Source organism: Flaviaestuariibacter flavus, assembly GCF_004337505.1.
GTDB classification, from domain to species: Bacteria; Bacteroidota; Bacteroidia; order Chitinophagales; family Chitinophagaceae; genus Flavisolibacter; species Flavisolibacter flavus.
Window position 1 is genome coordinate 688,282 of sequence record NZ_SJZI01000042.1, and the last position, 25,065, is coordinate 713,346.

The window sequence follows — 25,065 nt, forward strand, 5'->3', positions numbered from 1 at the left end:
AGGAGGTCAGCGGATCAGCGCCACGTTGCCTTCAAATTTGATAACGTCGCTGTTTTCGCAGAACACTTCCAGTTGGTATATATACACATCCGGTGCCGCTTTTTGGCCTTTATAGGTGCCATCCCAGCCCACCGAAGGGTTGTTGACGTCAAAGTCGCGGCGTTCGAAAACCACCTCGCCCCATCGGTTGAAGATCCGCAGCGACTTCATCCGGGCGAGGCCGCTGCCTTGCACGAAGAAGATGTCATTGGCCCCGTCGCCGTTGGGTGTAAAGGTGTTGGGCACAAAAACCTTGGCACCCTGGCAAAGCACCAGCACCTGTACCTGTGCGCGGTTGGTACAACCGTTCGAGTCGGTGGCCGTCACGGTGTACAGGGTGTTGTACTTGGGTGTTGCCGAAGGCTGCGGGCAGTCAGCGCAACTGAGGTCGGTGGCGGGCGTCCACGCATAGCCGGTAATGCCCGACGAATAGGTGGCGTTGAGCACGGCCGGCACGCCTACGAACTTGGTAATGGTCGCCGGCAGTCCCACCACCGGAAGGTCGTGCACCACCAGGGTCTGGTAGGCGGTATCGCGGCAGCCACTGCTGTTGATGCCGGTTGCCACCAGCTGGTAGGTGCCGGTATCTTTGTAGCGCTGGGACGGCGGGTTCTGGAGGTTGGAAGTGTTGCCATTCGGAAACACCCAGCTCCACTGCACCTGCGAGGTGTCGGCGAAGCCGTAGGTGCCGCGGTAAGGCACGAGGCTGTTGCGGCAAACGCTGCTGTCGCCGTTGATGACGAGTTGCGGCGAAGCCACCACTTTCACGGGGCGTTTCACCAGGGTGTCGGTACAGCCCGTCTGCGTTTTTACCACCAGGGTCACATCGTATTGGCCAGGCGCCGTGTAGTTGTGCGTCGGGTTGGGCACCGTGTAACGGCCGCCGTCGCCGAAATTCCAGTCGTAGCTTACAATCGGATCGTTCGACGAGGTAGAGTCGGAGTTGGCCGTAATGAGGCCACGGTCGCAGAACTGCATCGTATCGAGCGTAAAGCGGGCATGGGCGCCGAGCAGGCTGATCGTACGGGTGCCGGTAAGTGAAATCGTACAGGCGCCGTTTATTTCGCGCATGATGATCCGCGGCACGAAATTCCCGTAGTCGACATACCGGTGCGCAAGGGCATTAATGGTAGTGTCGATCACGTTGCCGTCGCCAAAGTCCCAGGTAAAGCGGGCATTCATCGGCGCCAGCGCGCTGAGGTTTACGATGAGCGGGGTGCAGCCGTTCACCGGGTCGTAGGTGAGCTGTGCCTCCGACTGGTCTTTCACCACCATATTCTTGGTTACCGAATCCTTGCAACCTCCGTAGAAATACACCAGCAGCTTCACCGGGTAGGTGCCGGGCGATGTGTAGAAGGTATAAGGATTCTCCTGGGTGGAGGTGCCGCGCCCGGGACCGAAGTCCCAGTTGAAATAAACCGCGTTGGTAGACTGGTTGCGGAACTGTGCCTGGTACGGCGTGCAATAGGTAATGAAGTTGTTGGCAGTGAAGTCGGCCGTCGGCACCACAATATGCACGAAGGAGTCGCGCCGCAGGGTGTCGCGGCAGCCCAGCACATCCTCCACCATGAGCGCCACGCTGTAGTAGCCCGTGTCCGCGAAGGTCACCAGGCCATTGTATTGCGTCGAAGTGCTGCCGTTTCCAAAGAGCCAGTTGCTGTTAAAAGGCAGCTCCGCCTTAGTCAGGTTGACATAGCTGATCTGGGCCCGCGGGCAGTGCTCGCGGTAGCCGACAAAATCGGGTTTCAGCGAGGACGTGCGTACCACGCCGCGGCGGGTGATGCTGTCCTTACAGCCGGCCGAGTCGGTCACCACCAGTTTCACATCGTAATCGCCGGAGCTGTCGTAGCGGTGCGTGAAGGGGCCGGCAGTGTAGGCCATCGAGGTGCTGTCGCCGAAGTCCCAGGTCCAGCTGCGGATGCCGTTGCGGCCGTCCGTGGATGAAGAGTCGATAAAGGTGGCGGTGAGCCCGCGGCAGCCGCGGCCGTTCTCCACACTAAAGGCGGCCTTCGGCCCGTTGACCTTGATGGCGCCAGGGCGCAGCATCTCGTAGCGGCAGCCGGAGGTATCATAAGCCACCAGCTTAACATCATAAGTGCCGGGGCGGGTGTAGATATGCGTCGCAGTACTGCCTTGGGTGGTGTCGGGCGCGGAACCGTCGCCGAAATGCCACTCGTATTTGCGGATGAGGCGGACGTCGGGCGCTACCGGCTGCATGGCGGCACGGAAGGGGCGGCAGCCGACGCTGTCGATCATCCGTACCGAAGGCGTGGCATCAAGCACGTTCACCACCTTGGTCAGGGAATACGAACAGGTGTCGCGCGAGGTGCGGAGCGTCACGGTAAAGGTGCCGAGTCGGGGGAAGAGGTGCGCCGGCGGGGTCTGCCCGGTATATGTAGTACCGTCACCGAAATCCCATACCCAGGTGGTAGCCCCCACCGAGCGGTCGCGGAAAATGATCTCACGCGGGTTGTTGCAGGAACGCTGGTACGTAAAGCGCGACACGGAAGGCTTGATCTCCACGTAGCGCGGACGCTCCAGCTGCGCCCGGCAGCCGTTGTTGATTGCGGTCAGGCGGATATTGAAATGGCCGGTATCTGCAAAAACGTGCACGGGGTCGACCTCCGACGAGGTGGTGCCGTCGCCGAAAGACCACTGGTAGTCGGTGGCGCCGGTAGACAGGTTGGTAAACGAAATACCCGGGTCGGCGCAACCCGAAAGCGGGTTGGCAACAAAGTCGGGAAAGGGGCGCGTGCCCACCTTCACCGCTTCGTTCAGGGTCTTCGTTTCGGTGCAGCCTTCGCTGGTGGTAATGGTAAGCGTCACATTATAAGTGCCCTGCTGCGGGTAGATATGTGAAGTGCTGTCGGCGCCCGACGTGGGCGATCCGTCGCCGAAATTCCAGAGCCAGGAGGTGACGGTGCCGGAGGTAATAACATTGGCTTTGAAGGAAACCGTATCCGGAACGCAGCCGCCCTGCGGCAGTCCCACAAACTGGATATCGGGACGGCGCACCTTAATGAGGCTTACCCGCTGCAGGGTGTCGGTGCAGCCGCTGGTGTCGGCTACGATGAGCGAGGGGCTGAAGTCGCCGAGGCTGGTATAGGTATGGCTGGTCGTCTGTCCCGAACCCGTGGTGCCGTCGCCGAAGAGCCAGGTGAAGCCCGTTGCGCCGGGCGAGTTGGCCGTAAACGTAGTTGTCAGGTTGGGCTGGCAGCGCGCTGAGTCGGACACGCTGAAGTTGGCCACGGCAACCGGGTTGATCGTAAAGGTTTTTTCCGAAGAGTCGATGCAGGTGCTGTAGGTGTTCACCAGCTTCACGGTATACGTGCCGGGAGCGGGGAAGGAGGTGGCGGTGTTCGGCAGCGAGTCGGTAAATCCGGTGGAGAAGGTCCAGCGCGAACTTACAGGGCGGGGATTGGAATTATTAACGAAACGGACGGTTTCCTTTGGGCAGATATGCGCCGGCAGGGTGATGTCGGTGTTCACGAGGCCGATCGGGACCGCGGCTGCGAAGGTGTCGCTGCAGCCGAGCGAGGACGATACGCGGAGCACCACGTTATAATTGCCGTTGACCGGGTAGGTGACATTGGGCGACGTGGCGGTCGAGCCCGTGCCATTGCCGAAGTCCCAGCTGTAGCTGAGCGTGCCCGGTCCGGAAGACGTATTGGTGAAGGAAACCGTGGCCGGTGCGCGGCATACGCCCGGGTCGGTAAATGTAAACTTGGGCGTGACACCGGGGTTGACGTTGATGAAGTTGGGCTGCGATGCGAGGGTGCGGCAGCCGGCGCTGTTGGTAATGGTGAGTGTGACGGTGAAGGAGCCGGCCTGGCGGAATGCGTGCGTCGGGTTTTGCAGCGTCGAAGTCTGGTTGTCGCCGAAGTCCCAGAGCCAGCCGGTGATGGTGGTACCCGCGGGCGTGCTGCTCTGGTCGGTAAACTGGATGAGGGCGGGCGTACATCCCGTGTTGGTGTTGGATGTGAAGCTCACCGTCGGCTGGTCGAGTACGCTCACGTAGGCGGTTTTGGTAACGGTGCTGGTGTTGGCGCCGTTGTTACTGGTTACCGTAAGCTTAACGGTGTAGGTGCCGTTGCTGAAGAAGGTGGCCGAAGGGTTTTGCAGCGTAGAGGTGGCGCCGTTGCCGAAATCCCAATGCCACGCGGTGGCGCCACCGGTGGACAAATCGCGGAAGTTAACCACCACGGGCGAGCAGCCCTGCTGGATGTCGGACGTAAAATCAGCCTGCAGCTGCCCCTGCGCCATGCCGGCGCACAGGACAAGGAGGAGCGTTATGAGGAAACGGTTGTTCAAGGTCGTAGGGTTTAGGGTTTATCCTGCTCAAACAGGACAACCGCGGAACGGCTTGCAAAAACGGAGCCGCTAGGGCTTGATCATGTGGAGGCGACGGGTTTCCCCGTTCACGGTCATCTCTGCCTTCACGAAGTCGGCACCGGAGTCGGTGACGCGAAAGGTGCCGTTAAGCAGCGAAAGCGGCTCGGAGGAGGTAGGGAAGCCTGAAGTAATGGTGCGGGCATTTAGGTCATATACAAAAGTGCCGCTCATCACCATTGTATTGCCCTGGTAAGCATCCACGGTCTGGTTGGTGTTGAACTGGAAAAGGTAGTTGTTGAAAAGGGGGAGTTGGTCCGTCGTACCGGTGGAAAAAGCCACCATTTTCCAGCGGCCATTGGTAACGACGTCGACGGCCGCTTGTTCCTGGGCGTCATTAATTTTCTCAACGATCTTTTTGCAGCTGCCCAGAAAAGGCAGCAATGCAATTAGCAGGTAGAAGATTTGGCGGTTCATAGATTCGATCAGGCACTTTGGTCCAGGCCGTACTTCGCCCGGATATACCTGATGAAATAATCACTACTCAACGATTGTGCCGATATCCGCCGGCAAAGCTCGTCGCTCGTAAAACGGCGCCCGTGCGCATGTACATTTTCCCGTAGCCAGGCCAGCAGCGGGCCCGTTTCGCCGTGGGCGATATTTTCTTCAAGACCCGGCAGGGCGGCTTCGGCTACGGAAAAAAACTGGGCGGCATAGAGCGATCCGAGGCTGTAGGTGGGGAAATAACCAAATGATCCATGGCTCCAGTGCACGTCCTGGAGCGCCCCCTGCTTGTCGTCGGGCGGGGTGATACCGAGCCATTTTTCGTATTGCTCCTTCCAGAAGCCCGGGATGTCGCGCACCGAGAGCCGCCCTTCCAGCAAGGATTTTTCGAGCTCGTAGCGGATGAACACGTGGAAGTGGTAGGTCACCTCGTCGGCCTCGGTACGGATCAGCGAAGGCGCCACCTTGTTGACCGCGCGGAAAAGAACTTCCGCGTCTGCATGCCCGAGCTGGTCGGGGAAATAGCGCTGCAATTGCGGCAATACGAACCGGCAGAAGGCGCGGCTGCGGCCCACGTTGTTTTCCCAGAGGCGGCTTTGCGATTCGTGGATGGAGAGCGAGGCGGCCTCGCCGAGGGGCAGGCCGTACTGGTCGGCGGGAAGACCCTGCTCATAAAGGGCATGGCCCACCTCGTGGATGGTGCTCCAGCCCATATTACCCAGGTCGCCTTCGTCGATACGGGTGGTGATGCGCACGTCCTGGGCAGAGAAAGACGTGGTAAACGGGTGCTCCGATCGGTCTTGCCGCCCCGCGGCCTCGTCGAAACCGAGGTCGTGTATCAGTTCCAGTCCCCATTGCCATTGCGCGTCGGCCGCAAAATGCTGCTTCAGGATGCGGTCATCGCCCGGGTCTTTTGCAAGGATCTCGCTGAGCAGGCCCTTGAGACGGGGGAGGAGCTCGCCGAACACCACATCGAGCTGTGCTACGGTAGCCCCTTTTTCATATTCGTTCAGGAGGGCATCGTAGGGGTGGGCAAAGTCGCCGAGAATGGAGGCCTCTTCTTTTTTGAGCTCCACCAGCGCGGCGAGGTCCTTTTCAAAAACGCGGAAATCATTTTGCCGGCGTGCTTCGATCCAGCTGTGAAAGCTGCGGTTGCTGGCCTCGCAGAGGCGGCGCACCAGGGAGGCGCTGTAGCGCCTGCTTTTGGTGTAGTCTTCGAGCGTGAGCTCCACATTGCGACGGGCCGTGTCGGAAAGGGTGGCGTCGGCCAGCAGCTCCCGGAGGAGCTGCCCCATATCGTCGGCGGTAAAAGCTTCATGCGCCATTTCTGAGAGCGAGCTCAGTTGCTGCCCGCGGTAGTGCGCGCCTTTCGGGGGCAGGTAGGTTTCCTGGTCCCACTGCAGCACGGCCGCGGCGTAGCGGATATCGGCAATGCGTTGCATGCGGCGCACGTATTCGTCATATGTAGGCATAGGCTCGGTTTAACTGATCGCCCCGGATTTCAGGGTGCTGCAAAGATGCCGACCGGACAGTTCACCGGGCCCGGCAATTCCTTCTTTTCAATTGGGGTTTCTCTTATACAATTCTATACCCCATTTATGGTATCGGCGTTGTAGCGCCGGGCTGCAGGGAGGCACCCCGGGGGGCTGCGGAATAATTTTCCGACGCGGGCAAAATGGGCAGGAAAGCAAAGGGCTTATCGTCAGCAGGTTATAATTTCCGTTTTTGCGGTATGGAGCTGAACCGTATTTATACGGTAATACGGGCCCTAAGTTTGTGATAATATAATTGAACCTGATAGAGCCGCGTTGCCCCGGGGTGCGCCTGTTTCTCGACCGTTTGCTTCTATCCCGGAAAGTTCCCTGCCCCTATACTCTCTCGTGTACAATTGCAGCATCGTTATCCTGTAGCCGGGAGCCGTCTTCGCGGGCAGCACCAGGGCAACGGATGCGGGGCTGCTTTGTCCGCGTAGTTGATACCCGTTGCTAACCTAAAAACACCACGATGCGGAATCGCTGCATTCTGGCACTTCAGTACCTCTCATGTGCGGGTGCCCGACTTTACCTCTTCGCCGACTGCTCCCCGCCGCCCGGCGCGTGTATATCCTGAGTTCAACCTTCCTCCGGCATGACTTGCTTTCTGCAGCTGCAGTTAAGGGCTACGACTCTTGCTGCTGCGGCTATGCGTCGCCGTGATCCGCCGGCTTAAAGCGCTGTTTGCGAAAAATCAAACCGGTAGCTGTCGCCAGCGATGCCGGTTCCGAAGCGGGCAGGTACGCATAATAACGACGAACCTGAACAGGAGCCTGAATTTCTATTGCCGTATCGACTTACTACCGGTAAGAAAGCGATCTGCGGCAGGCTGCTGCAAAGGGATTGATAGGTTGGTACCGTTGTTCAAAACGAGCCGCTCATTCCTGGGTGGCTCCTTTTTTATTTCCATGCCGCCGGGCCGTGTCAGATCTTCTTCAGCGGCTTGCGCTTGATCATGCCGCCGTGCGCGTCTTTTACGGCGTGCATCACCATAAAGGCATTGCGGTCGATCGCATTTACTTCCTGCTTGAGGCGATTAAGCTCAAGCCGGGTGACAACAGTGAAAATAATATCGGTGGTGTTGGCCTGTTCGCCGCTTCTGCCCACGCCGCGTTTCCCTTGGTAAATAGTCAGCCCGCGCCCAAGGTCGTTCTGGATCATGGTGGAGATCTGCCGGCTTTTTACCGAGATGATGGTGACACCGGTGAATTCATCGATGCCTTCGAGTATGAAGTCGACGGTTTTAGACGCCGCCAGGTAGGTGAGGATCGAATAGAGCGCCGTCTCCACCGAAAGCAGCCAGGCCGCCACGGAAAAGATGATGATGTTGAATACGAGGATAAAGTCGCCCACCGAAAGGTTGCTGCGCCGGTTGAGGTGAATGGCGAGGATCTCGGTGCCGTCGATGACGCTCCCGCCGCGGATGCTGAGGCCGATGCCGGCGCCGAGGAAGAAGCCGCCGAACACCGCCACCAGGATCTTGTCGTTGGTGACCACGGGATAGGGAATAACCTGCACCGCGATGGCCAGCAGCGCGATGGCGCCGAAGCTGCGGAGCGTAAATCCACGGCCGATCTGCTGGAAGCCCAGGAGGAGGAAGGGCAGGTTGATGGCTATGATCAGCAGGGGCAGCGGGAAGCCGGTGGCCCGCGTGGTCAGCAGCGAAATGCCGGTGACGCCGCCGTCGATGAAGCCGTTATGGAGCAAAAAGCCTTTGAGCCCGAAGCCCGCCGACAGCACACCGAGCAGCACCTGGAAGGCATCGGTGACGCCGCTGCGCCAGCGCCGTGCCCGCTTGCGCCGTGCGCGGGCACGCTGCACCGCCGCGATGCTGCGGCTGTTGTCCTGCTGCAACATGGTGTTGAAAATGGTGTACAGATGAGGGCCAGCCATGGACTTAAAGGTATAAAGGTCGTGCCGGAAGCAGCGAAAAGATGCTGCCGCGGGTCTTTTGATCAGCGAGCCTTTTGCTTTTTTTGTAGTAAACCAAACTGCTGTGATGAAGATTCCTGTCGTTATACTCCTGTTCTTATCCACTTACTTGTCTGCGTCTGCCCAGAAGCTCGAGTTACGCCTCGGCGCGCAGGGCAACCTGATGTCTTTCCGTGGTCCGGGAACAGGGCCGTCCAGGATGCAGAGGGGCACATTATGAAGCCGGTGACTCACGCGTATAAATCCGTTTTACCGATCAGGGCTTTCTTCTGCGGACGCGGGCGGGCTTTGGCCGGCTCGCGTTCGCGGCAAGCTATGCCGGTGGCCTCAAGGCATTCGATGAGGTCAGGTATGCTCCGGCCGGACGGAACGGCCCGGTGTATACCCGACTCGTTTCCGTCACCCTTTCCTTCCGGATAGTTTGACATTAGGGAAGTCCGCCGGCAATGCCCCGGCATTTACAAAGTAGTTCGATTGCTTATTTTCAAACCACATAAAACTGCCGTTATGCGTTTTCTCCTGTTTTCCTGCCTCCTGTTGCCCGCGGTTGCGCTCCAGGCACAAAAGACCGAGCTGCGCCTGGCGCTTAACTCGGGCGTTTTTCGCTATACCGGCAATGGTGTTGAAAATACTTCATCCATCAATTACGGCACCCAGGAAGGTCAGGGATATACCAATGATGTTTATGGCAGCCACGGCGCGCTAGGTTATGGGGCCTCCCTCGACCTGCAGCGTGTTACCCGCTATGGCCTGTTGCTGGGTCTCCGGGCTGGCCCGGAAGTGCTGCGCAGCCGTCAGCAGATCAGCGAGGTCTCGGTGTGGGATGGCTATAACAACAAGCAGGTAAGTGCCAATGGCAGCACCCATTTCAGCCAGTCGTATATCGGTATTTCACCCTTTCTGGGCTGGCGCGCCCCGGCAGGTCCTGTTTCGCTTGATGCCACTGTGGGACTGGAGTTTGGTATCCCGCTATCGGCCTGGGAAAGCGGCTCGGCGCTGGGTGCCGACGGGCAACGGTATACTGTTGCGCGCTACCGCCGCTACCACGGGCTGGCCGATGGCCGGTACCGTTTCCAGCTCGGGGCCAACTACCGCCGCTATGGCGCCTACCTGGGCTATTCCGCCGGGCAGATCGATATGCGCAGCGTCATGATCGGCGGGTCATCGGAAGCCTATAGCCGCTACCTCCGCTTTGGCCTCTCGCGCCGTTTCTAGCGCTCCCTTCGTTATTCATTATTCGCTATTCGCTAATCGATATTCTTTAGCTTGCCGCCATGAAGATCCACGATATTCTGACCGTGCTGGAGCGCTTTGCCGCGCCTGAGCTGCAGGAAGACTACGACAACGCCGGCCTCATCACCGGCGAGCGGGGCTGGGACTGCACCGGCGCCCTCTGCACCCTCGATGCCACCCCCGAGGTGATCCTGGAGGCAAAAGAGCGGGGCTGTAACCTCGTAGTGGCCCATCACCCCATTGTTTTCAAGGGGCTGAAGCGACTCAACGGTAAAACTTATATCGAACGCGCCCTCATCCTGGCCATCAAGCACGATATCGCCATTTATGCTATCCATACCAACCTCGACAATGTGATCGAGGGCGTCAGCCGGCGGATGGCCGACAAGCTGGGCCTTCAAAATATCCGGGTGCTGGCCCCGAAAAAGGGGCAACTGCGCCGCCTCATCACCTTTGCACCCGAAGACGTGGCCGGGACGGTGCGCGACGCCGTATTTGCGGCCGGCGCCGGTCATATCGGTAATTATTCCGAATGCTCCTTCAACACGGTGGGCGACGGCACCTTCAAGGCGGAGGAAGGGGCCGATCCCTATGTAGGGGAGGTAGGCAAGCGGCACCAGGAGCGGGAAACCAAGATCGAGATCGTTTTTCCCTTTTACCTGGAAGACCAGGTGGTGCAGGCGCTGGTGGCGGCGCATCCCTACGAAGAGGTGGCTTATGATATTTTTAAGATGGAGAACGTCCATTTCGGGCTGGGCGCGGGTGCCATCGGCGAGCTGCCGGGGGCCGAGGAGGAGGCTGTCTTCCTGCGCCGCCTGAAGGAAGCATTCGGGCTGACGGCGGTGCGCCATACGCCACTGCGGGGGCGCCCGGTAAAGACCGTCGCCCTTTGCGGCGGGGCCGGGTCCTTCCTTATCCGCGCCGCCGTAGGCGCCGGCGCCGACGCCTACGTGACCGCCGACGTTAAATACCACGAGTTTTTCGACGCCGAGGGGCGGATCGTGCTGGCCGACATCGGGCACTGGGAAAGCGAGCAGTTTACCACCGACCTGCTGGCGGAGCTTATCGGCCGAAAATTCCCTACCTTTGCCGTCCTTAAATCGTCTGTGCAGACGAACCCGTTGCGCTACTTCCTTGGGTAGTGGACGCGGCGGCGACCCAAACTTTTAAAAGGCATACCGCTCATGGCAAACGTAAAAGAATACTCGGTAGAAGAAAAGCTGAACGCGCTGGTAAACCTCCAGAAGATCGATTCGAAGCTCGACGAGATCCGCATCCTGAAGGGCGAGCTCCCGATGGAAGTGGCCGACCTCGAAGACGAGATCCAGGGCCTGCATGCCCGCCAGCTGCGCATCGAAGAGGAGATCAACGGCATCACCGAATTCATTTCGCAGAAGACCGAAGCCATCAAGACCGCTGAAGGCCTCATCAAAAAATACGAGAAGGACTCCGAGAACGTAAAGAACAACCGCGAGTTTGAAGCGATCAACAAAGAGATCGAGATGCAGCAGCTCGAGGTGAAGCTTTGCGAAAAGCATATTAAAGACGCCAAGGAAGAAATCTCCGAAAAGGCCGTCGCCCTCGAAAAAGCCAAGAAAGCCCTCGGCAACAAAGAAGGCATCCTGGCTGCCAAGAAAGGTGAACTCGAAAAGATCATCGCTACCACCGAGAAAGAAGAAAAGCAGTACCAGAAAGACGCCGAGGCTGCCCGCGCCTCCGTTGATCCCCGCCTGCTGGCTTCCTACGAGAAGATCCGCAGCTCCTACCGCAACGGCCTGGCCGTGGTGCCGGTTGAGCGCGATGCCTGCGGCGGTTGCTTCTACGCCATCCCGCCTCAGAAGCAAAGCGAGATCAAGCAGCGCAAAAAGGTTATGGTGTGCGAAAACTGCGGCCGCATCCTTGTGGATACCGAGCTGAGCGACTCTGTGGAGATCAAATAAGGTATAAAAGCTGAAGAAGCGATTTTTACCGCAAAGAAAGAAGTCAAATAAGCGTTACGCTAAGGTGATATTCGAAAAGTCCTGCCTCCCGGCGGGACTTTTGTTTGCGTTGTACCTGATACAAAAGCTTAGCGAAACCCTTAGCCCCTTCTTTCCTTAGCGGTGAAAATCGCTTGTTTTCCTTTAATTTCTTGTTGTTTTTCCCACCCGGGAATCCTGCTAAAAAATTTGTCATTTTTTGGCCTCCGCCACGCGGTGAAGCGCCGCCTTTTCCGTTATTTTGTTAGCCCAATATGCTTTGCCGACTCTCGATACAGAACTACGCCATCATCGACCAGCTCGAGGTTGACTTCTCGCAAAACCTGAACATCATCACCGGTGAAACCGGGGCCGGCAAGTCCATCCTGCTCGGTGCGCTTGGTCTTATCCTGGGTCGCCGCGCCGACGCGGGTGCCCTGCTGCAGCGCGACAAAAAATGCGTGGTGGAGGGTACCTTCAACAACGCGGTGCTTGACGAGGCCGTGCTGGCCTTCCTGCAGGAGCAGGAACTCGATGTGCAGGATGAAATGGTGGTGCGCCGCGAGATCGCGCCGAGCGGCAAGAGCCGCGCCTTCGTCAACGATACGCCGGTCAACCTCACCCAGCTCAATCACCTCAGCTCGCTCCTTGTAGACCTGCACCAGCAGTTCGACACCCTCGAACTGGGGGAAAGCGATTTCCAGCGCGCCGTACTCGACGCCCTCGCCGGCAACCGCCCCACGCTGAAGCAATACGCCGCACAATATGCGCAGCTCCAGGAGGCACGCCGCCGCCTGTCGGTGCTGCAGGAGCAGAAGGCGCAGTTTTCCCGCGAGTTCGATTACCACCAGTTTCAATACAACGAGCTGGAGGAAGCCGGCTTTCGCGAAAATGAACTCGAAGACCTCGATCGCGAGCTGAAGGTGCAGACCAATGCCGAAGGCATCAAGAACGCGTTAAGCAAAGCCTATTACGAACTTGAGGAAGGAGAGACGCCCATGATCCGATGCCTGCGCAGCATTAACTCGGGCCTCCAGCCATTCCGCGACCTGCACCCCGACCTGCCGGCGCTGGCCCAGCGCATTGAGTCGGCTTATATCGAGCTGCAGGACATCGCCGACGAACTTGATCGGATCAATGGCCATGTCAATTCCGACGCGGCCACGATCGAGCAGATCAACGAGCGGCTTTCGCTCGGGTATAAACTGATGAAGAAACACGGGGCCCAGACGACCGCCGAACTGCTGGCCATCAAGGCCGGCCTCGAAGAAAAGCTGCAGGCCGTACTGAATATCGACCAGGACATTGAAACCGGCGCCGCCGAAGTAGCCCGTCTCGAGGAAGCCGCCGGCAAGCTCGCGCGCACGCTTTCGGACGCACGCACGAAGCAGGTGGCACCGCTGGAGAAAAAAGTGAATGTCATGTTGGCGCAGGTGGGCATGCCCAACGCGCGCCTGCAGGTGTCGGTGCAGCCCGGCACGGTGCTGCTGCCGCACGGTATCGACGAGATCGAGTTTCTTTTCGATGCCAACAAAAGCAACCAGTTTCAGCCCCTGCGCAAGGTGGCGAGCGGCGGTGAACTGAGCCGCCTCATGCTGTGCATCAAGTCGCTGGTGGCTACTTCCATGAACCTGCCCACCCTCATCTTCGATGAGATCGACACCGGTATCTCGGGCGAAGCCGCCAAGCAGGTGGGCATCATCCTCAAGGAGCTCGCAGCCGCGCGCCAGGTAATCTGCATTACCCACCAGCCGCAGATCGCGGGCAAGGGTGACCGCCACTTCTTCGTGTACAAAGCGGTGCATGGCGAAACCGTTAAGACCGGCATCCGCATCCTCTCCACCGACGAACGCGTGGTGGCCATCGCCAAAATGCTGAGCGGCGAAAAGCCGACGGCGGCAGCGCTTGAGAATGCGCGGGAGATGGTGATGAATTAATGCGGTAATTTGGTAATGCGGTAATCCGGTAATGGTCTTCATTTGTGCCGGCTCTCGCGTGAAAAATTCAAGCGGGGCCAGACGCGAAGGATTGATAGCCCCGCACATTCCCAACCTTTGACTTTATCCAGCACATTACCGCATTACCACATTGTAATGGCACTCCTAGGAATCCTCATCGCCCTCATCATCCCGGCCTGGCTCTTCAACCAGTGGCTGTTGCGCGTATTGCAGCCGCGCCGCTCGTTCCGAAAGTTTTTACTGTATGTGGCGATATCCCTTGCCAGCGCTTTTGTCTATACGTTCTTGACTGTCTATATAATTGCATGGTTATCAAGATGATAGTCAGTTGACAAAAAAAATGTTGTCTAAATAGATGGCAAAATAATTTTTGTCACTAATTTTGACAAAAAATTCATTGTCATGAAGAACGTGGTAGGGAGCCCAGCGCGAGGGACAAACTTTTTCCCGCGACAAAGAGAAGTAGACCGTATTGTGGAGCGACTGCAGTCGGCGAATAACCTTCAGATAGCCGCACCCCGCCGCGTGGGCAAAACGTCCATTCTATACCACCTTCTGGACAATGATATTGCAGACTTTGTTTACGTCTACGTTGATACTGAAAGTGTGGACAACGGCCAGGATTTCTTTAAAAAGCTGCTCAAAGAGATATTGAAAGTAAAGGCCGTCGCCCAGTCAAATTTGCTCCGTAATCTCATGACGGCCGGAAATCGGTTTCTATCCCGAATCAAAAGCATCAAAGTCGCCGGTCAGGGTCTTGATTTTAGCGAGCCGGAAAATCCGGATTACTACGAAGAGTTATTGCATTTTCTTTCTGGCTTCGAACTGGAAGATGGGCGGAAGCTCGTGTTGCTGATCGACGAGTTCCCTCAGACCATCCTCAATATTGTGGATGCATCTGATGGGGACCTGCAGCCGGCACGCCGCTTTCTGCAAGCTAACCGTGAGCTGCGGCATCAGTGGGAAGTCAATGAGAAGGTACGTTTTATTTACACCGGATCGATCGGCCTGAATCATACCGTTGCGTCCATAAACGCCAGTGCCTTCGTGAACGACCTGAGTGCTGTTGAAGTGGATGCGCTCCGCCCGGCCGAGGCTGCCACACTTATCCATGAAGTTCTGAAGGAGCGTGGGATGACCATGACGCAACCAGTGATCGATCACCTGCTTGGAAAAATTGAATGGTTGATCCCCTTCCATATTCAGCTGGCCCTGCAGGAAATAAGTGATCGCGCCGACCGGGGCGCTGCAGTCTCGCAGCAACAAGTGGATGAAGCCTTCGATCATATTGTCGATCTCCGCAATGACAATCATTTCCAGCATTACCACCACCGGCTCAAAACCCAGTTCAAGAAAGAACGATATGACTTTGTTTGCGCAGTGCTCAGTGAAATGGCTACAAATGTGCTGTTGCACCGTAACCGGATGTTCGATTTGTCTCTAAAGCATGGCGTGGATGGGGATTTCCGCCAGATTATTGATGTATTGGTATACGATGGTTATATTAACAACTCCGGCAATACCGCTGAGTATCGTTTCAATTCACCGATCGTTCGCCATTGGTGGGAGCGTCATATTTGTCACTAAGTAAACAATCAGCCATGGTAACCTTTTTATACAACCCGGACCGCAAACCCAAAGATCAGCTCATCTCCGAATTCGTAGTGCGCACGCGTGTCTATGAGCAGATCATGGACGATCTCGAAAGCTCGGAAATGAAGCATCCCGAACAACACTACCTGCTGGTAGGGCAGCGCGGTGCAGGCAAAACGACAATGCTGAACCGGATCAAGTACGGCGTGGAAGATTCGTCAACACTGCAAAATCGATTGATCCCGGTTCTTTTCAACGAGGAACAGTATCATGTCAGCCAGTTGTCCGACCTGTGGGAGTCGGTAGCGGCCTACCTGGAAGACTATTTCGATTTTAGGGGGCTGTCCGCCTCGATGGAGACGCATTCCGACGCATCGGATTTTGAAGAACATTGTTTTGATTTATTGCGGGGAGCGCTTAACAAGGCAGGGCAGACCGTACTCCTGCTTATTGACAATATCGGTGACTTGTTGAAGCGCTTCGACGAGATTGAAGTGCGACGTTTTCGCGAAATCCTACAGACAGCGAACGAAATCCGCCTGATAGCAGGTTCTCCGTTTTACTTGGAGAATATCCTCGACTATCAGCAGCCGCTTTTCGAATTTTTCAAAGTGATCCGTCTGGACGGACTGACCGTTGCCGACGCAAAAGAAATGCTGCTGGTACTTGGTAAGTTAAATGACAAAGAGTCCGAGATACGCGACATCATTAAGCATGCGCCAGAGAAGATCGCAACGTTGGTGACTCTGACCGGCGGTGTGCCGCGTACGATTGCTCTTATGTTCAATATATTCATTGAATACAACAATGAAGACACCGTCAAGGATTTGGAGCGCATTCTGGATGCTGTAACACCGCTATACAAACACCGGATGGATGATCTACCGCGACAGCAGCAGAAAATCGTTGACGTCGTTGCGAAAAACTGGGATGGAATTTTTGTAAATGAAATAGCTGCAAAGACTAAGATTGAAAGTAAGATCATTTCTGCGCAGCTTCGTCAATTGGAGAAGAATCAAATAATTGAAAAACGTCGTACCGATACGAAGAATCATCTATATTTTCTAAAAGAACGGTTTTTCAATGTTTGGTATTTAATGCGTTACGGAAGGAAAACAGACAGGCAAAGAGTAATTTGGTTAGTTCGTTTTTTAGAATGCTGGTGCTCTCCAGAAGAGCTTGAAATCAGGATTGTTGATTTTATTAGTAAAATGAAAAATGGAACGATCAGCTCAAATACAGCTGACTTCTATTGTATGGTATATTCCCAAGTTTCTCGCGTAGGTGTTGAGGCTAAGTTCTTGATTCGTGAAAACGTTCCAGTCCAAATTGCTGAGGTGATTAACATTAGTAACGAAGATGTTTTAGGAGAAGCAAAGAAAGCGCTTGATGTTGGAGACTTCAACAAAGTGCTAAGAATATTCGAAAAAAATAATCACTTTGACGATTCGGTAAAACTTATCATGTTCGATTCTGTCCAACAGTCGTATAACAATTCGTATGAGTTGAATGTATATGGGCGATTATTTGAGCGTATGAAATCGAGTTCGATTGGATCTGACGGAAATCTCGAAGTAGAGATGAGCCAAATAGAATTTTATGTTTTCCAATATCGTTTATTTATCTCATTAATACAGTCAATATTTGCAAATGATCTCGAGAGGGTTGCTACATTGTCACCACTTTTTGTCAGAGGGGTATTTGAATACGTTTTACCTATCCATCGAAACAAGGTAGTTTCCGATTTTGAATATGGCCTCGTTTCCGAATTTCTAATTTTTCTACTAGCTCGCGGCTACTATAATGTTATTCGAGGAATTTATAATTCACACATAGGTTTAGATCTCAAAGAACAAATGAAGCCGATTTACTTTGCCTTTTTGAAATTGGCAGATGGTGGGGTGTCCTTAGAATACAAGAAGATGGCAACGGAACTCGAATTGCCGGTAGAGACAGTTCTTGGAAGAGTAGCCGAACGACAAAAAGAAATAGATTTGTCTCTTAAAACTGAGAATAATAATGGCAAATAACCTCCTGGCCGGCAAGAAAGGCATCATCTTCGGTGCGCTTGATGAAAAATCAATCGCCTGGAAAACGGCCCTCAAGTGCCACGAGCAGGGTGCGCAGATCGTACTCTCCAACGCACCCGTGGCCCTGCGCATGGGCGAGATCAACAAACTGGCCGAAATGATCGGCGCTCCCGTTATCGGGGCCGACGTGACCAATATGGACGACCTGAAGAAGCTCTTCGAGGAGTCGATGGCGCACTTCGGCGGCAAGGTCGATTTCGTCCTGCACTCCATCGGCATGGGCATCAACGTTCGCAAAGGCAAGCACTACACCGAGATGAACTACGAGTGGCACCAGAAGACCCTCGACATTTCGGCCACGAGCCTGCACCGCGTGCTGCGCACTGCCTGGGACCTCGATGCGCTCTCCGAATGGGGCTCCGTGGTGGCACTCTCCTATATCGCCGCCCAGCGCGTGTTTCCTGATTACAACGAAATGGCCGATGCCAAGGCGCTCCTCGAAAGCGTGGCCCGCTCCTTTGGCTATCACTACGGTGTGCGCAAGAAAGTGCGTGTCAACACCGTGTCCCAGTCGCCCACCCGCACCACCGCCGGCTCGGGTGTAAAAGGCTTCGATGCCTTCGTTGAATATGCCGAAAAAATGAGCCCCCTGGGCAACGCCTCGGCAGAAGATTGCGCCAACTACTGCGCTTTCCTTTTCTCCGATATGTCGCGCTACATCACGATGCAGAACCTCTTCCACGACGGCGGCTTCTCCACCACGGGTGTGAGCGAAGCCATCGTGAACGGGATGACGCCTTCGGAGGAATAAATCACTCGGAATACAACTAAAAAGCCCCCTGCTTCCGGCAGGGGGCTTTTTAGTTGCGGACGATTCAATGGGTGCCGCTGGATAACGCGATGAGCAGAAAGAGTAACTCGAAAACGACGAAAAGCATTCACCGTCAGCGCCGCCTTTCTTGCCGGCCCGCTTCAATTATTTGAGATAGCCTTTTTCAACCAGCGATTGAAAAAGACGCTCCACAGCGCGGTCGGGGTAATAGCGAAGCATATAGCTTTTATTCTCAGCCGGAATAGTGATCCGCCAGTCGGCTTTCTGGTCTGCGCGCAGGATCGTTGCCACCTGAACATCGTCGGGTCCATAGATGGTATAGGCCTCTTCGCCGGTGCTTTCTGTACGGTTGCCGCGGAAGGAGCCGATGACACGATCGCCAAGGTAGGCTTTGTCGCCCGCGATGCGCACCTGCCCCGCAGCCGGCGCTTCAATACCGGTGCCTGCCTTTCCCACACTTTCCGCCGGCTCGATTCGGGTATTGAACACGCCGTGATTCTTGCGCACGAAGAGGCGCTCCGATTCGGGTACCACGGCGCCGTCCTGGAGCAGGCGCTCGGCTACGAGCATGCGGGCGATCTTGTGGTAGTTGTTGTGCCCCAGTCCGCGGCCCATGGTGGTACACCAGTTGCGGGTGTCGAGAAAGACCACGCGGTAGTCGTCGCCTTCGTAAGTCTGCGTTTGCGGGTTGTAGCGCTTGCCTTCGTTCTCGCTTACGAATATCAGGTCGCGGTGCTGTAGGTTTTGTACGTTGAACTGCTTTACCTGCCCCTTGGAGGTGGGCACTATATAACAGAATTCACGGCCATTGAGGGTAACGAGGCCGGTTTTCCGATCGACGTCGATGTCCTGTGCACGGAGCAGGTTTGCGGCAAGCAGCAGCAGGGAAAGAAAAAAGGTGCGTTTCATGTATGTCATTTTTTGCAGTTGTGTCTTGATCGCCGGGGCCGGTAAATATAAAAAAACCGCCCGGAGTGGGCGGCTTTGCTTTGCGTTCAATACGTTTAGTACTCGTCCTCGTTGAAAAGGAAATCTTCCTGCGACGGGTAGTCGGGCCAGATATCCTCGATGCTTTCGTATACCTCGCCTTCGTCTTCGAGTTCCTGGAGGTTTTCCACTACTTCAATCGGCGCGCCCGAGCGGATGGAGTAATCGATCAGCTCGTCTTTTGTTGCCGGCCAGGGAGCGTCTTCCAGGTAGGAGGCCAATTCTAGTGTCCAGAACATGGGTTATAGCGTTTAACGGTCTTTAAAGCGTTTGGTTATCGAGGAGTAATTTCTGTGCCAATCAGCGGCGGTCGCCGGAATGACAGCTTCGAAATTCCGGCAAAAGTAGGGGTATTCGGCAATTTACCAAATCGCGGGGATGCGGCCCGCCCGGGAACTTATATTTGCGCATGGCCTTACTCGAAGCCCGGAACATTCATAAACGCTTCGGCACACTGGAAGTATTGAAGGGAGTGGACCTGCAGGTGCTCCCGCGGGAGATCGTCAGCATCGTCGGGCCTTCGGGCTCGGGCAAGAGCACCCTGCTGCATATCCTGGGCACCCTCGACACGCCCGATGCGGGCACCGTCACCCTCGGCGATGCACCGGTGACCGGTCTTGCCGGGCGCCGGCTGGCCGAGCTGCGCAACCGCCGCGTGGGCTTCGTATTCCAGTTTCACCACCTCCTGCCCGAATTTTCCGCCCTCGAAAATGTGTGTGTGCCCGCCTGGATCCAGCGACGCAAGGGTGCCGCCGTCAGCGACGAGGCCACGCGCCTCCTGGGCCTCCTCGGGCTGGGGCACCGCCTTGATCATAAGCCAGCCCAGCTCTCGGGCGGCGAACAGCAGCGCGTAGCTGTCGCACGGGCCCTCATCAACCGGCCCGATATCGTATTCGCGGATGAGCCTACCGGTAACCTCGACTCGGCAAACGCCCGCGAGCTCCACGACCTTTTTTTCCGGCTCCGCCAGGAGCTCGGACAAACCTTTCTCATCGTCACCCACAACGAAGAACTCGCACAGCTGAGCGACCGGGTGGTGTCGATGAAAGACGGGAAAGTAATTAGTTAATGCGGTAATCCGGTAATGCGGTAATAAACAATACTTACTTGGAAAATGGTTTTGTGGTTCTGGATTACCGCATTACCACATTATCATATTACCGCATTATACCCGGGGTTTCCATTTAATTTCTTCCACCCCAAGCAGGTGCGCGGCATAACGTGCCAGCACAAAGAGGTAATCGGAGAGCCGGTTGAGGTATTGGAGGATCAGCGGCTCGAGGTCGGTGTCCACTTCCTGCAGCGATACGCAGAGACGCTCCGCGCGGCGGCACACGCAGCGCGCCACGTGCAGGAAGGAAACGGCGGGGGCGCCACCGGGCAGGATAAAGGCGCGCATCGGCTCGAGTGCCTCGTTCATCCGGTCAATCTCTTTTTCCAGCAGGGTGATGTCCTCTGCATGCAGGTCGGGGATGCGAAGCTTCGGCTCTTTTTCCGGGTCGCAGGCAAGCGCCGAGCCCACGGTGAAGAGGCGATCCTGGATCTCACGCAGCGTCATCTTTGATTGAGGATCAGCAATATGGTCCATACACACCCCGATCCAGGAGTTGAGCTCGTCGACAGTGCCGTAGCTTTCGATGCGGAGATCGCTTTTGGGAACGCGGGTGCCGCCGATAAGCGCCGTAGTGCCTTTGTCGCCGGTCTTGGTATAGATCTTCAGTGCCATGGGAGAGGTAATTAGTCGATTGGTCTATTGCTTAATTGGTAAATGAACTAAGGTCGAACCTGAACGAACGGTTCAACCGGCGTAAAGTTCGCCGATATTAAGTCTGTACGAACAGCGGAGTGTCGTACAAAATACCAACAGGCGAATAGACCAACAGGCTAAACCGCGCTGTGCACCGTTTCATTGCGCTTATCGCTTTCGAGCACGCCGTCGCGGAGGCGGATGATGCGGCGGGCGTGGTTGGCGATGTCTTCTTCGTGGGTAACGAGTACCACGGTGTTGCCGGAAGCGTGGATCTTCCCGAAGATGTCCATGATCTCGTGGGAAGTCTTGGTATCGAGGTTGCCGGTGGGCTCGTCGGCCAGGATCATGGAGGGATCGTTGACGAGGGCGCGGGCAATGGCCACGCGCTGGTTCTGGCCGCCGCTCATCTCGTTGGGCTTGTGGTGGCTGCGGTCGGCGAGGCTTACCATGTCCAGCACGTGCAGGGCTTTTTCGATCCGCTGTTTTTTGGGTACGCCTGCGTAGACGAGGGGCAGGGCTACGTTTTCGACGGCCGTGAGGCGGGGGAGGAGGTTGAACTGCTGGAATACGAAGCCGATCTCGCGGTTGCGCACCCCGGCGAGGTCGTTGTCGCTCATCCGGCTCACATCCTGCCCATTGAGAACGTAAGTGCCGGAGGTAGGCGTGTCGAGGCATCCGAGGATATTCATCAGCGTGCTCTTGCCCGAACCGGAAGGACCCATCAGCGCCACGTAGTCGTTGCGATGGATGTTCAGCGAGATGCCCTTCAGCACTTCAATGACCTGCTTTCCCAGGTAATAGTTCTTGCGGATGCCCTCGAGGTGGATGATGCCTTGCATGACCGTAAAGATAAAGGTTCTGGGGTTCTAGGGTTCTGAGGTTCTGGGGTTGGTTGAGCGAACCGTAGAACCGTAAAACCTCAAAACCTTAGAACCCGTTTTCTCCCATTATCTTCGCGCTCCAATTGTTTTTTATGAGCAAACCGATCGTCGTCAGCGGCATCCGCTCCACCGGCAACCTGCACCTCGGCAACTATTTCGGCGCCATGCGCAATTATGTGCGGATGCAGGAGCAGCACGAATGCTATTTCTTCGTGGCCGACTGGCATGCGCTGACCACCCATCCGGATACGAAGGAGCTCGAGAACTCGGTGCTCAGCGTGCTGGCCGAGAACATCGCCGCCGGCCTCGACCCGGAAAAGGTGACCCTGTATGCCCAGAGTGCCGTGCCGGAGATCGCCGAACTGTACCTGCTGCTCAATATGCTGGCCTATAAAGGCGAGCTGGAAAAAACGACCACCTTCAAAGACAAGGCCCGCGCCCAGCCTGATAACGTCAATGCCGGCCTGCTTACCTACCCGGTGCTGATGACGGCCGACATCCTGGTGCACCGCGCATTGTATGTGCCCGTGGGCAAAGACCAGGAGCAGCACCTCGAGATGGCCCGCAATTTCGCCCAGCGCTTCAACCACCGCTACGGCGAGCTTTTCCCCGAGCCGCAGGCCTTCAATTTCGGCGAAGAGCTGGTGAAGGTACCCTCCCTCGACGGCGCCGGTAAAATGAGCAAAAGTGAAAACCAGAACGCGACCCTTTACCTCGCCGACGACGATGAACTCATTCGTAAAAAGGTGATGAAGGCCAAGACCGACAGCGGCCCCACGGAACCCAACTCGGAGATGCCGGATTACATCAAAAACATCTTCCAGATCATGAGCCTGGTGAGCACCCCGGATACGGTGGAGAAGTTCCGCACGGATTTCAACAACGCCGGCATCCGCTACGGCGATATGAAAAAGCAGCTGGCAGAGGATATGGTGACCTTCATCGCCCCGATCCGTCAGCGGGCCCAGGAGATCCGCCGCGATACCGATTACCTGCGGCGCGTGCTCACCCGCGGCGCCGAGCAGGCCCGCGAAAACGCGGGCAAGACGCTCACCGAAGCACGCCGCCTCGTGGGGCTTAACTACCTGCAATAAATTTTAAGTTTAAATCATCCCGATACCCTAATTTGGGCGCCACCGCCACCTTTCCACCTGTTTATGCCGAAGAATAGAAAGCCCAAGCATATCGCCATCGCCGGTAATATCGGCGCCGGCAAGACCACGCTCACCGAGATGCTGAGCAAGCATTACCGCTGGATCCCGCAGTTCGAAGACGTGGACGACAACCCCTACCTGAATGATTTTTACGAGGATATGCCGCGCTGGAGCTTCCCGCTGCAGATCTACTTCCTCAACGGCCGCCTGCGCCAGCTGATCGACATCCAGCAGGGCACCGAAACCGTCATCCAGGACCGCACGATCTACGAAGACGCGCACATCTTCGCGCCCAACCTGCACGAAATGGGCCTCATGACGAAGCGCGACTTCGACAACTACTTTACCTTCTTCCAGACGCTGAAAAGCATGGTGCAGCCGCCCGACCTGCTCATTTACCTGCAATGCTCCGTGCCGACGCTCGTGGGCCAGATCCAGAAGCGCGGGCGCGACTACGAAGAGAATATCCGCCTCGACTACCTGAAGCGCCTCAACGACTACTACAACAAGTGGATCGAAGGCTACAAAGAAGGCCCGCTGCTGATCATCAACGGCGACGAGAACAAGTTCGGGGAGCGCCCGGAGGATTACGGTAAGATCGTGAACCTGATTGATGCGGAGCTGTTCGGGTTGTTCTAAGGTTTTAAAGGTGAATAAGGTTTTTCACCGCGAAGAGAATAAGGAAAGGAGTTGATACGCTAAGATGATAGGTAAAGGTCCCGCCGCAGCGGGACTTTTATTTTATACAGGTCGATCTAGTCGGGTACGCCTGGTCCTAAACCAAAGAACCCCAGAACCTCAGAACCCCAGAACCTTTTTCCTTTTCCCCAACTGGGCAATTTCAACCCCGGCAGTAAAGCCCTTTTCATATTAAAAATTTTCTGCACGCCTTTTGTCTTTCTACAGCCAGGATTGAACCTGTGCGACATGAAAAACACCTTACTTATCGGCCTACTGGCCCTCTGCGGTTTCACCGCCCAAGCGCAAACGCAAACTGAAAAGCAGCAGTTGACCTCGATGCGCGCCTATTTAGCTGAAAGCGATTATGTATACCCCTACGTGGATACCCCGCCGCTCTACCCGGGCGGACAGGATAAGTGGAGCCGTTATATCAACGGAAACTCCATCCTGCTGAATGCCGGTATGGAAGCCGCCCGGAAGGGCCTGGCCACCGGTCATTATGTCGTTACGGTGCGCTTTGCGGTGAATGCCGACGGCAGCGTGGGCGAAGTGAAGACCCTCGGCAACAAGATCGGCTACGGCCTCGAAGACGCCGCCATCGCCCTCGTGAAGAGCAGCGGCAAGTGGACGCCCGCCAATGTTGAAGGCTCCGATACGAAGTCCTGGGTCAACCTCCAGATCCGCTTCCACGTGTTTGACTAAGATTTTACGATCTCCGATGTCTGATTTGGCTTGCGCAAGAAAAAGGATCGCGTAGCGATCCTTTAAATAGCAGACACCCGAGATCGGCGATCAGCAAATTCCCTCACGGGTAATTTGCCCATTGCTGGCTGTCGTCCAGCATCTTCTCGATGCGGTCGAGCCACTCGGCCTGCACCGCTCTGTTGCGGCTGTGGTTGGTCTCGTGGTCATATTGCTCCTGCATCTGCTCCTTCACCTGCACGATGCTGTTGTAGATGCGGGTGAGGTCCTGCTTGTAGGTGCGGCGGTTGTATGTGTATGATGCGAGGGCTTCGTGCAGGCGGCGGGCGCTGAGCTCGGTGATGTCGAAGTGCCCCTGCTCGTGGGCGAGGATATAGTCGTTGCGCATCAGGCCCCAGGATTTCGACTTCGAAAAGTTGCAGGAGATCTCGTAAGCGAGCTCACCGTCCTGGATCTTGTAGGAGAGGCCCAGCGAGGTGCTGGTGGAGGCAACGGCCTCGGTACCCCGAACGGGTGCGCTCTGGAAGTCCTCCCAGCCCACGATGCGGCGGACCGACCAGGGAATGATCTCTTCGTTTTCTTCACGGACGGCCGGCGTGTACGCGGCGGCGGCGATCATGGGCGTGCTTTCTTTCGAAGCGGGTTCGGTGCGGGCCGGGGCAAAGGCGGCGCCCAGGGCGGCAAAGGCAAGGGTCAGAATAGAAAGGCTGAGTTTCATAGGCGATTGCAAAACGTCGGTTCGTTCCGATTTCGTATCCAATTTAGTCCGGCCTTTCGTTAAAGGTTTTTAAGCAACGGTAAACGGGCCTTTTTTGGCGACGAAACCGCACCTCCGGGAACTTCAGACCTCACCCCCGGTCCCCCTCCCTGGGGAGAGGGGTGACTCTCGGGTAGTTTACTATTATTGTTCAGAACAGTCTTTTGTTCGATGCTGATAATACAAAGAGCGGATGCCATAGGCATCCGCTCT

Annotated in this window: 20 protein-coding genes; 11 read left to right on the forward strand and 9 right to left on the reverse strand. The window is 56.2% G+C overall.

Features of this window, described 5'->3' with window-relative positions; genetic code table 11:
* Positions 1-6: 6 nt before the first annotated feature.
* From EPD60_RS10830 to EPD60_RS10845, 4 genes are all read right to left on the reverse strand, one after another.
* Positions 7-4,350, reverse strand: coding sequence for a PKD domain-containing protein (locus EPD60_RS10830; RefSeq protein ID WP_131449464.1), 4,344 nt, complete (start codon positions 4,348-4,350; stop codon positions 7-9).
* A 69-nt stretch (positions 4,351-4,419) separates the two neighbouring features.
* Positions 4,420-4,845, reverse strand: coding sequence for a hypothetical protein (locus EPD60_RS10835; RefSeq protein ID WP_131449465.1), 426 nt, complete (start codon positions 4,843-4,845; stop codon positions 4,420-4,422).
* An 8-nt stretch (positions 4,846-4,853) separates the two neighbouring features.
* Positions 4,854-6,344, reverse strand: coding sequence for a carboxypeptidase M32 (locus EPD60_RS10840; protein ID WP_131449466.1), 1,491 nt, complete (start codon positions 6,342-6,344; stop codon positions 4,854-4,856).
* Positions 6,345-7,328: 984 nt separating this feature from the next.
* A complete protein-coding gene (locus tag EPD60_RS10845; protein WP_131449467.1) occupies positions 7,329-8,297 on the reverse strand; it encodes a YitT family protein in 969 nt (322 codons plus the stop codon).
* Between the two features lie 546 nt (positions 8,298-8,843).
* Here EPD60_RS10845 and EPD60_RS10850 point away from each other — a divergent pair.
* The 7 genes from EPD60_RS10850 to EPD60_RS10880 all read left to right on the forward strand — a co-directional run bounded on the left by EPD60_RS10850 (position 8,844) and on the right by EPD60_RS10880 (position 17,919).
* On the forward strand, positions 8,844-9,551 hold the full coding sequence (locus EPD60_RS10850; RefSeq protein WP_131449468.1) for a hypothetical protein: 708 nt from the start codon (positions 8,844-8,846) through the stop codon (positions 9,549-9,551).
* A 59-nt stretch (positions 9,552-9,610) separates the two neighbouring features.
* Positions 9,611-10,711, forward strand: coding sequence for a Nif3-like dinuclear metal center hexameric protein (locus tag EPD60_RS10855; RefSeq protein ID WP_131449469.1), 1,101 nt, complete (start codon positions 9,611-9,613; stop codon positions 10,709-10,711).
* A gap of 42 nt (positions 10,712-10,753) precedes the next feature.
* Entirely contained in the window at positions 10,754-11,509 is a 756-nt protein-coding gene (locus EPD60_RS10860; RefSeq protein WP_131449470.1) for a zinc ribbon domain-containing protein, read from the forward strand.
* 293 nt (positions 11,510-11,802) lie between these two features.
* On the forward strand, positions 11,803-13,464 hold the full coding sequence (gene recN / locus EPD60_RS10865) for a DNA repair protein RecN (protein ID WP_131449471.1): 1,662 nt from the start codon (positions 11,803-11,805) through the stop codon (positions 13,462-13,464).
* A 423-nt stretch (positions 13,465-13,887) separates the two neighbouring features.
* Positions 13,888-15,072, forward strand: a complete 1,185-nt coding sequence (locus EPD60_RS10870; protein WP_131449472.1) for an ATP-binding protein — start codon at positions 13,888-13,890, stop codon at positions 15,070-15,072.
* Positions 15,073-15,086: 14 nt separating this feature from the next.
* Positions 15,087-17,108, forward strand: a complete 2,022-nt coding sequence (locus tag EPD60_RS10875) for an ATP-binding protein (RefSeq protein WP_131449473.1) — start codon at positions 15,087-15,089, stop codon at positions 17,106-17,108.
* Positions 17,098-17,919, forward strand: a complete 822-nt coding sequence (locus EPD60_RS10880) for an enoyl-ACP reductase FabI (protein WP_131449474.1) — start codon at positions 17,098-17,100, stop codon at positions 17,917-17,919. Before EPD60_RS10875 ends, EPD60_RS10880 begins: the two co-directional genes overlap by 11 nt.
* A gap of 165 nt (positions 17,920-18,084) precedes the next feature.
* Here EPD60_RS10880 and EPD60_RS10885 read toward each other — a convergent pair whose 3' ends face one another.
* Positions 18,085-18,849: a hypothetical protein gene (locus EPD60_RS10885; protein ID WP_131449475.1), complete on the reverse strand. Its 765-nt coding sequence runs from the start codon at positions 18,847-18,849 to the stop codon at positions 18,085-18,087.
* A 95-nt stretch (positions 18,850-18,944) separates the two neighbouring features.
* A complete protein-coding gene (locus EPD60_RS10890) occupies positions 18,945-19,166 on the reverse strand; it encodes a DUF2795 domain-containing protein (protein ID WP_073045655.1) in 222 nt (73 codons plus the stop codon).
* Between the two features lie 170 nt (positions 19,167-19,336).
* Here EPD60_RS10890 and EPD60_RS10895 point away from each other — a divergent pair, with 170 nt between their 5' ends.
* The gene (locus tag EPD60_RS10895) at positions 19,337-19,996 is read left to right on the forward strand and encodes an ABC transporter ATP-binding protein (RefSeq protein WP_131449476.1); all 660 of its coding nucleotides are present in this window, start codon (positions 19,337-19,339) and stop codon (positions 19,994-19,996) included.
* Positions 19,997-20,092: 96 nt separating this feature from the next.
* Here the strand turns inward: EPD60_RS10895 and EPD60_RS10900 are convergent, their stop codons facing one another.
* A complete protein-coding gene (locus tag EPD60_RS10900) occupies positions 20,093-20,653 on the reverse strand; it encodes a cob(I)yrinic acid a,c-diamide adenosyltransferase (protein ID WP_207896612.1) in 561 nt (186 codons plus the stop codon).
* 158 nt (positions 20,654-20,811) lie between these two features.
* Positions 20,812-21,516 (reverse strand): ABC transporter ATP-binding protein, encoded by a 705-nt coding sequence (locus tag EPD60_RS10905; protein ID WP_131449477.1) that lies wholly within the window; start codon positions 21,514-21,516, stop codon positions 20,812-20,814.
* 134 nt (positions 21,517-21,650) lie between these two features.
* Between EPD60_RS10905 and trpS the strand changes: the two genes are divergently transcribed.
* The 3 genes from trpS to EPD60_RS10920 all read left to right on the forward strand — a co-directional run bounded on the left by trpS (position 21,651) and on the right by EPD60_RS10920 (position 24,095).
* On the forward strand, positions 21,651-22,652 hold the full coding sequence (trpS, locus tag EPD60_RS10910; RefSeq protein WP_131449478.1) for a tryptophan--tRNA ligase: 1,002 nt from the start codon (positions 21,651-21,653) through the stop codon (positions 22,650-22,652).
* Between the two features lie 63 nt (positions 22,653-22,715).
* Complete coding sequence (locus EPD60_RS10915) at positions 22,716-23,351, forward strand: deoxynucleoside kinase (protein ID WP_131449479.1); 636 nt, start codon at positions 22,716-22,718, stop codon at positions 23,349-23,351.
* Positions 23,352-23,639: 288 nt separating this feature from the next.
* Positions 23,640-24,095: an energy transducer TonB gene (locus EPD60_RS10920; RefSeq protein ID WP_131449480.1), complete on the forward strand. Its 456-nt coding sequence runs from the start codon at positions 23,640-23,642 to the stop codon at positions 24,093-24,095.
* Positions 24,096-24,198: 103 nt separating this feature from the next.
* On the opposite strand, the gene EPD60_RS10925 is transcribed toward EPD60_RS10920, so the two are convergent.
* Entirely contained in the window at positions 24,199-24,813 is a 615-nt protein-coding gene (locus tag EPD60_RS10925; RefSeq protein WP_131449481.1) for a DUF922 domain-containing protein, read from the reverse strand.
* Positions 24,814-25,065 lie beyond the last annotated feature (252 nt).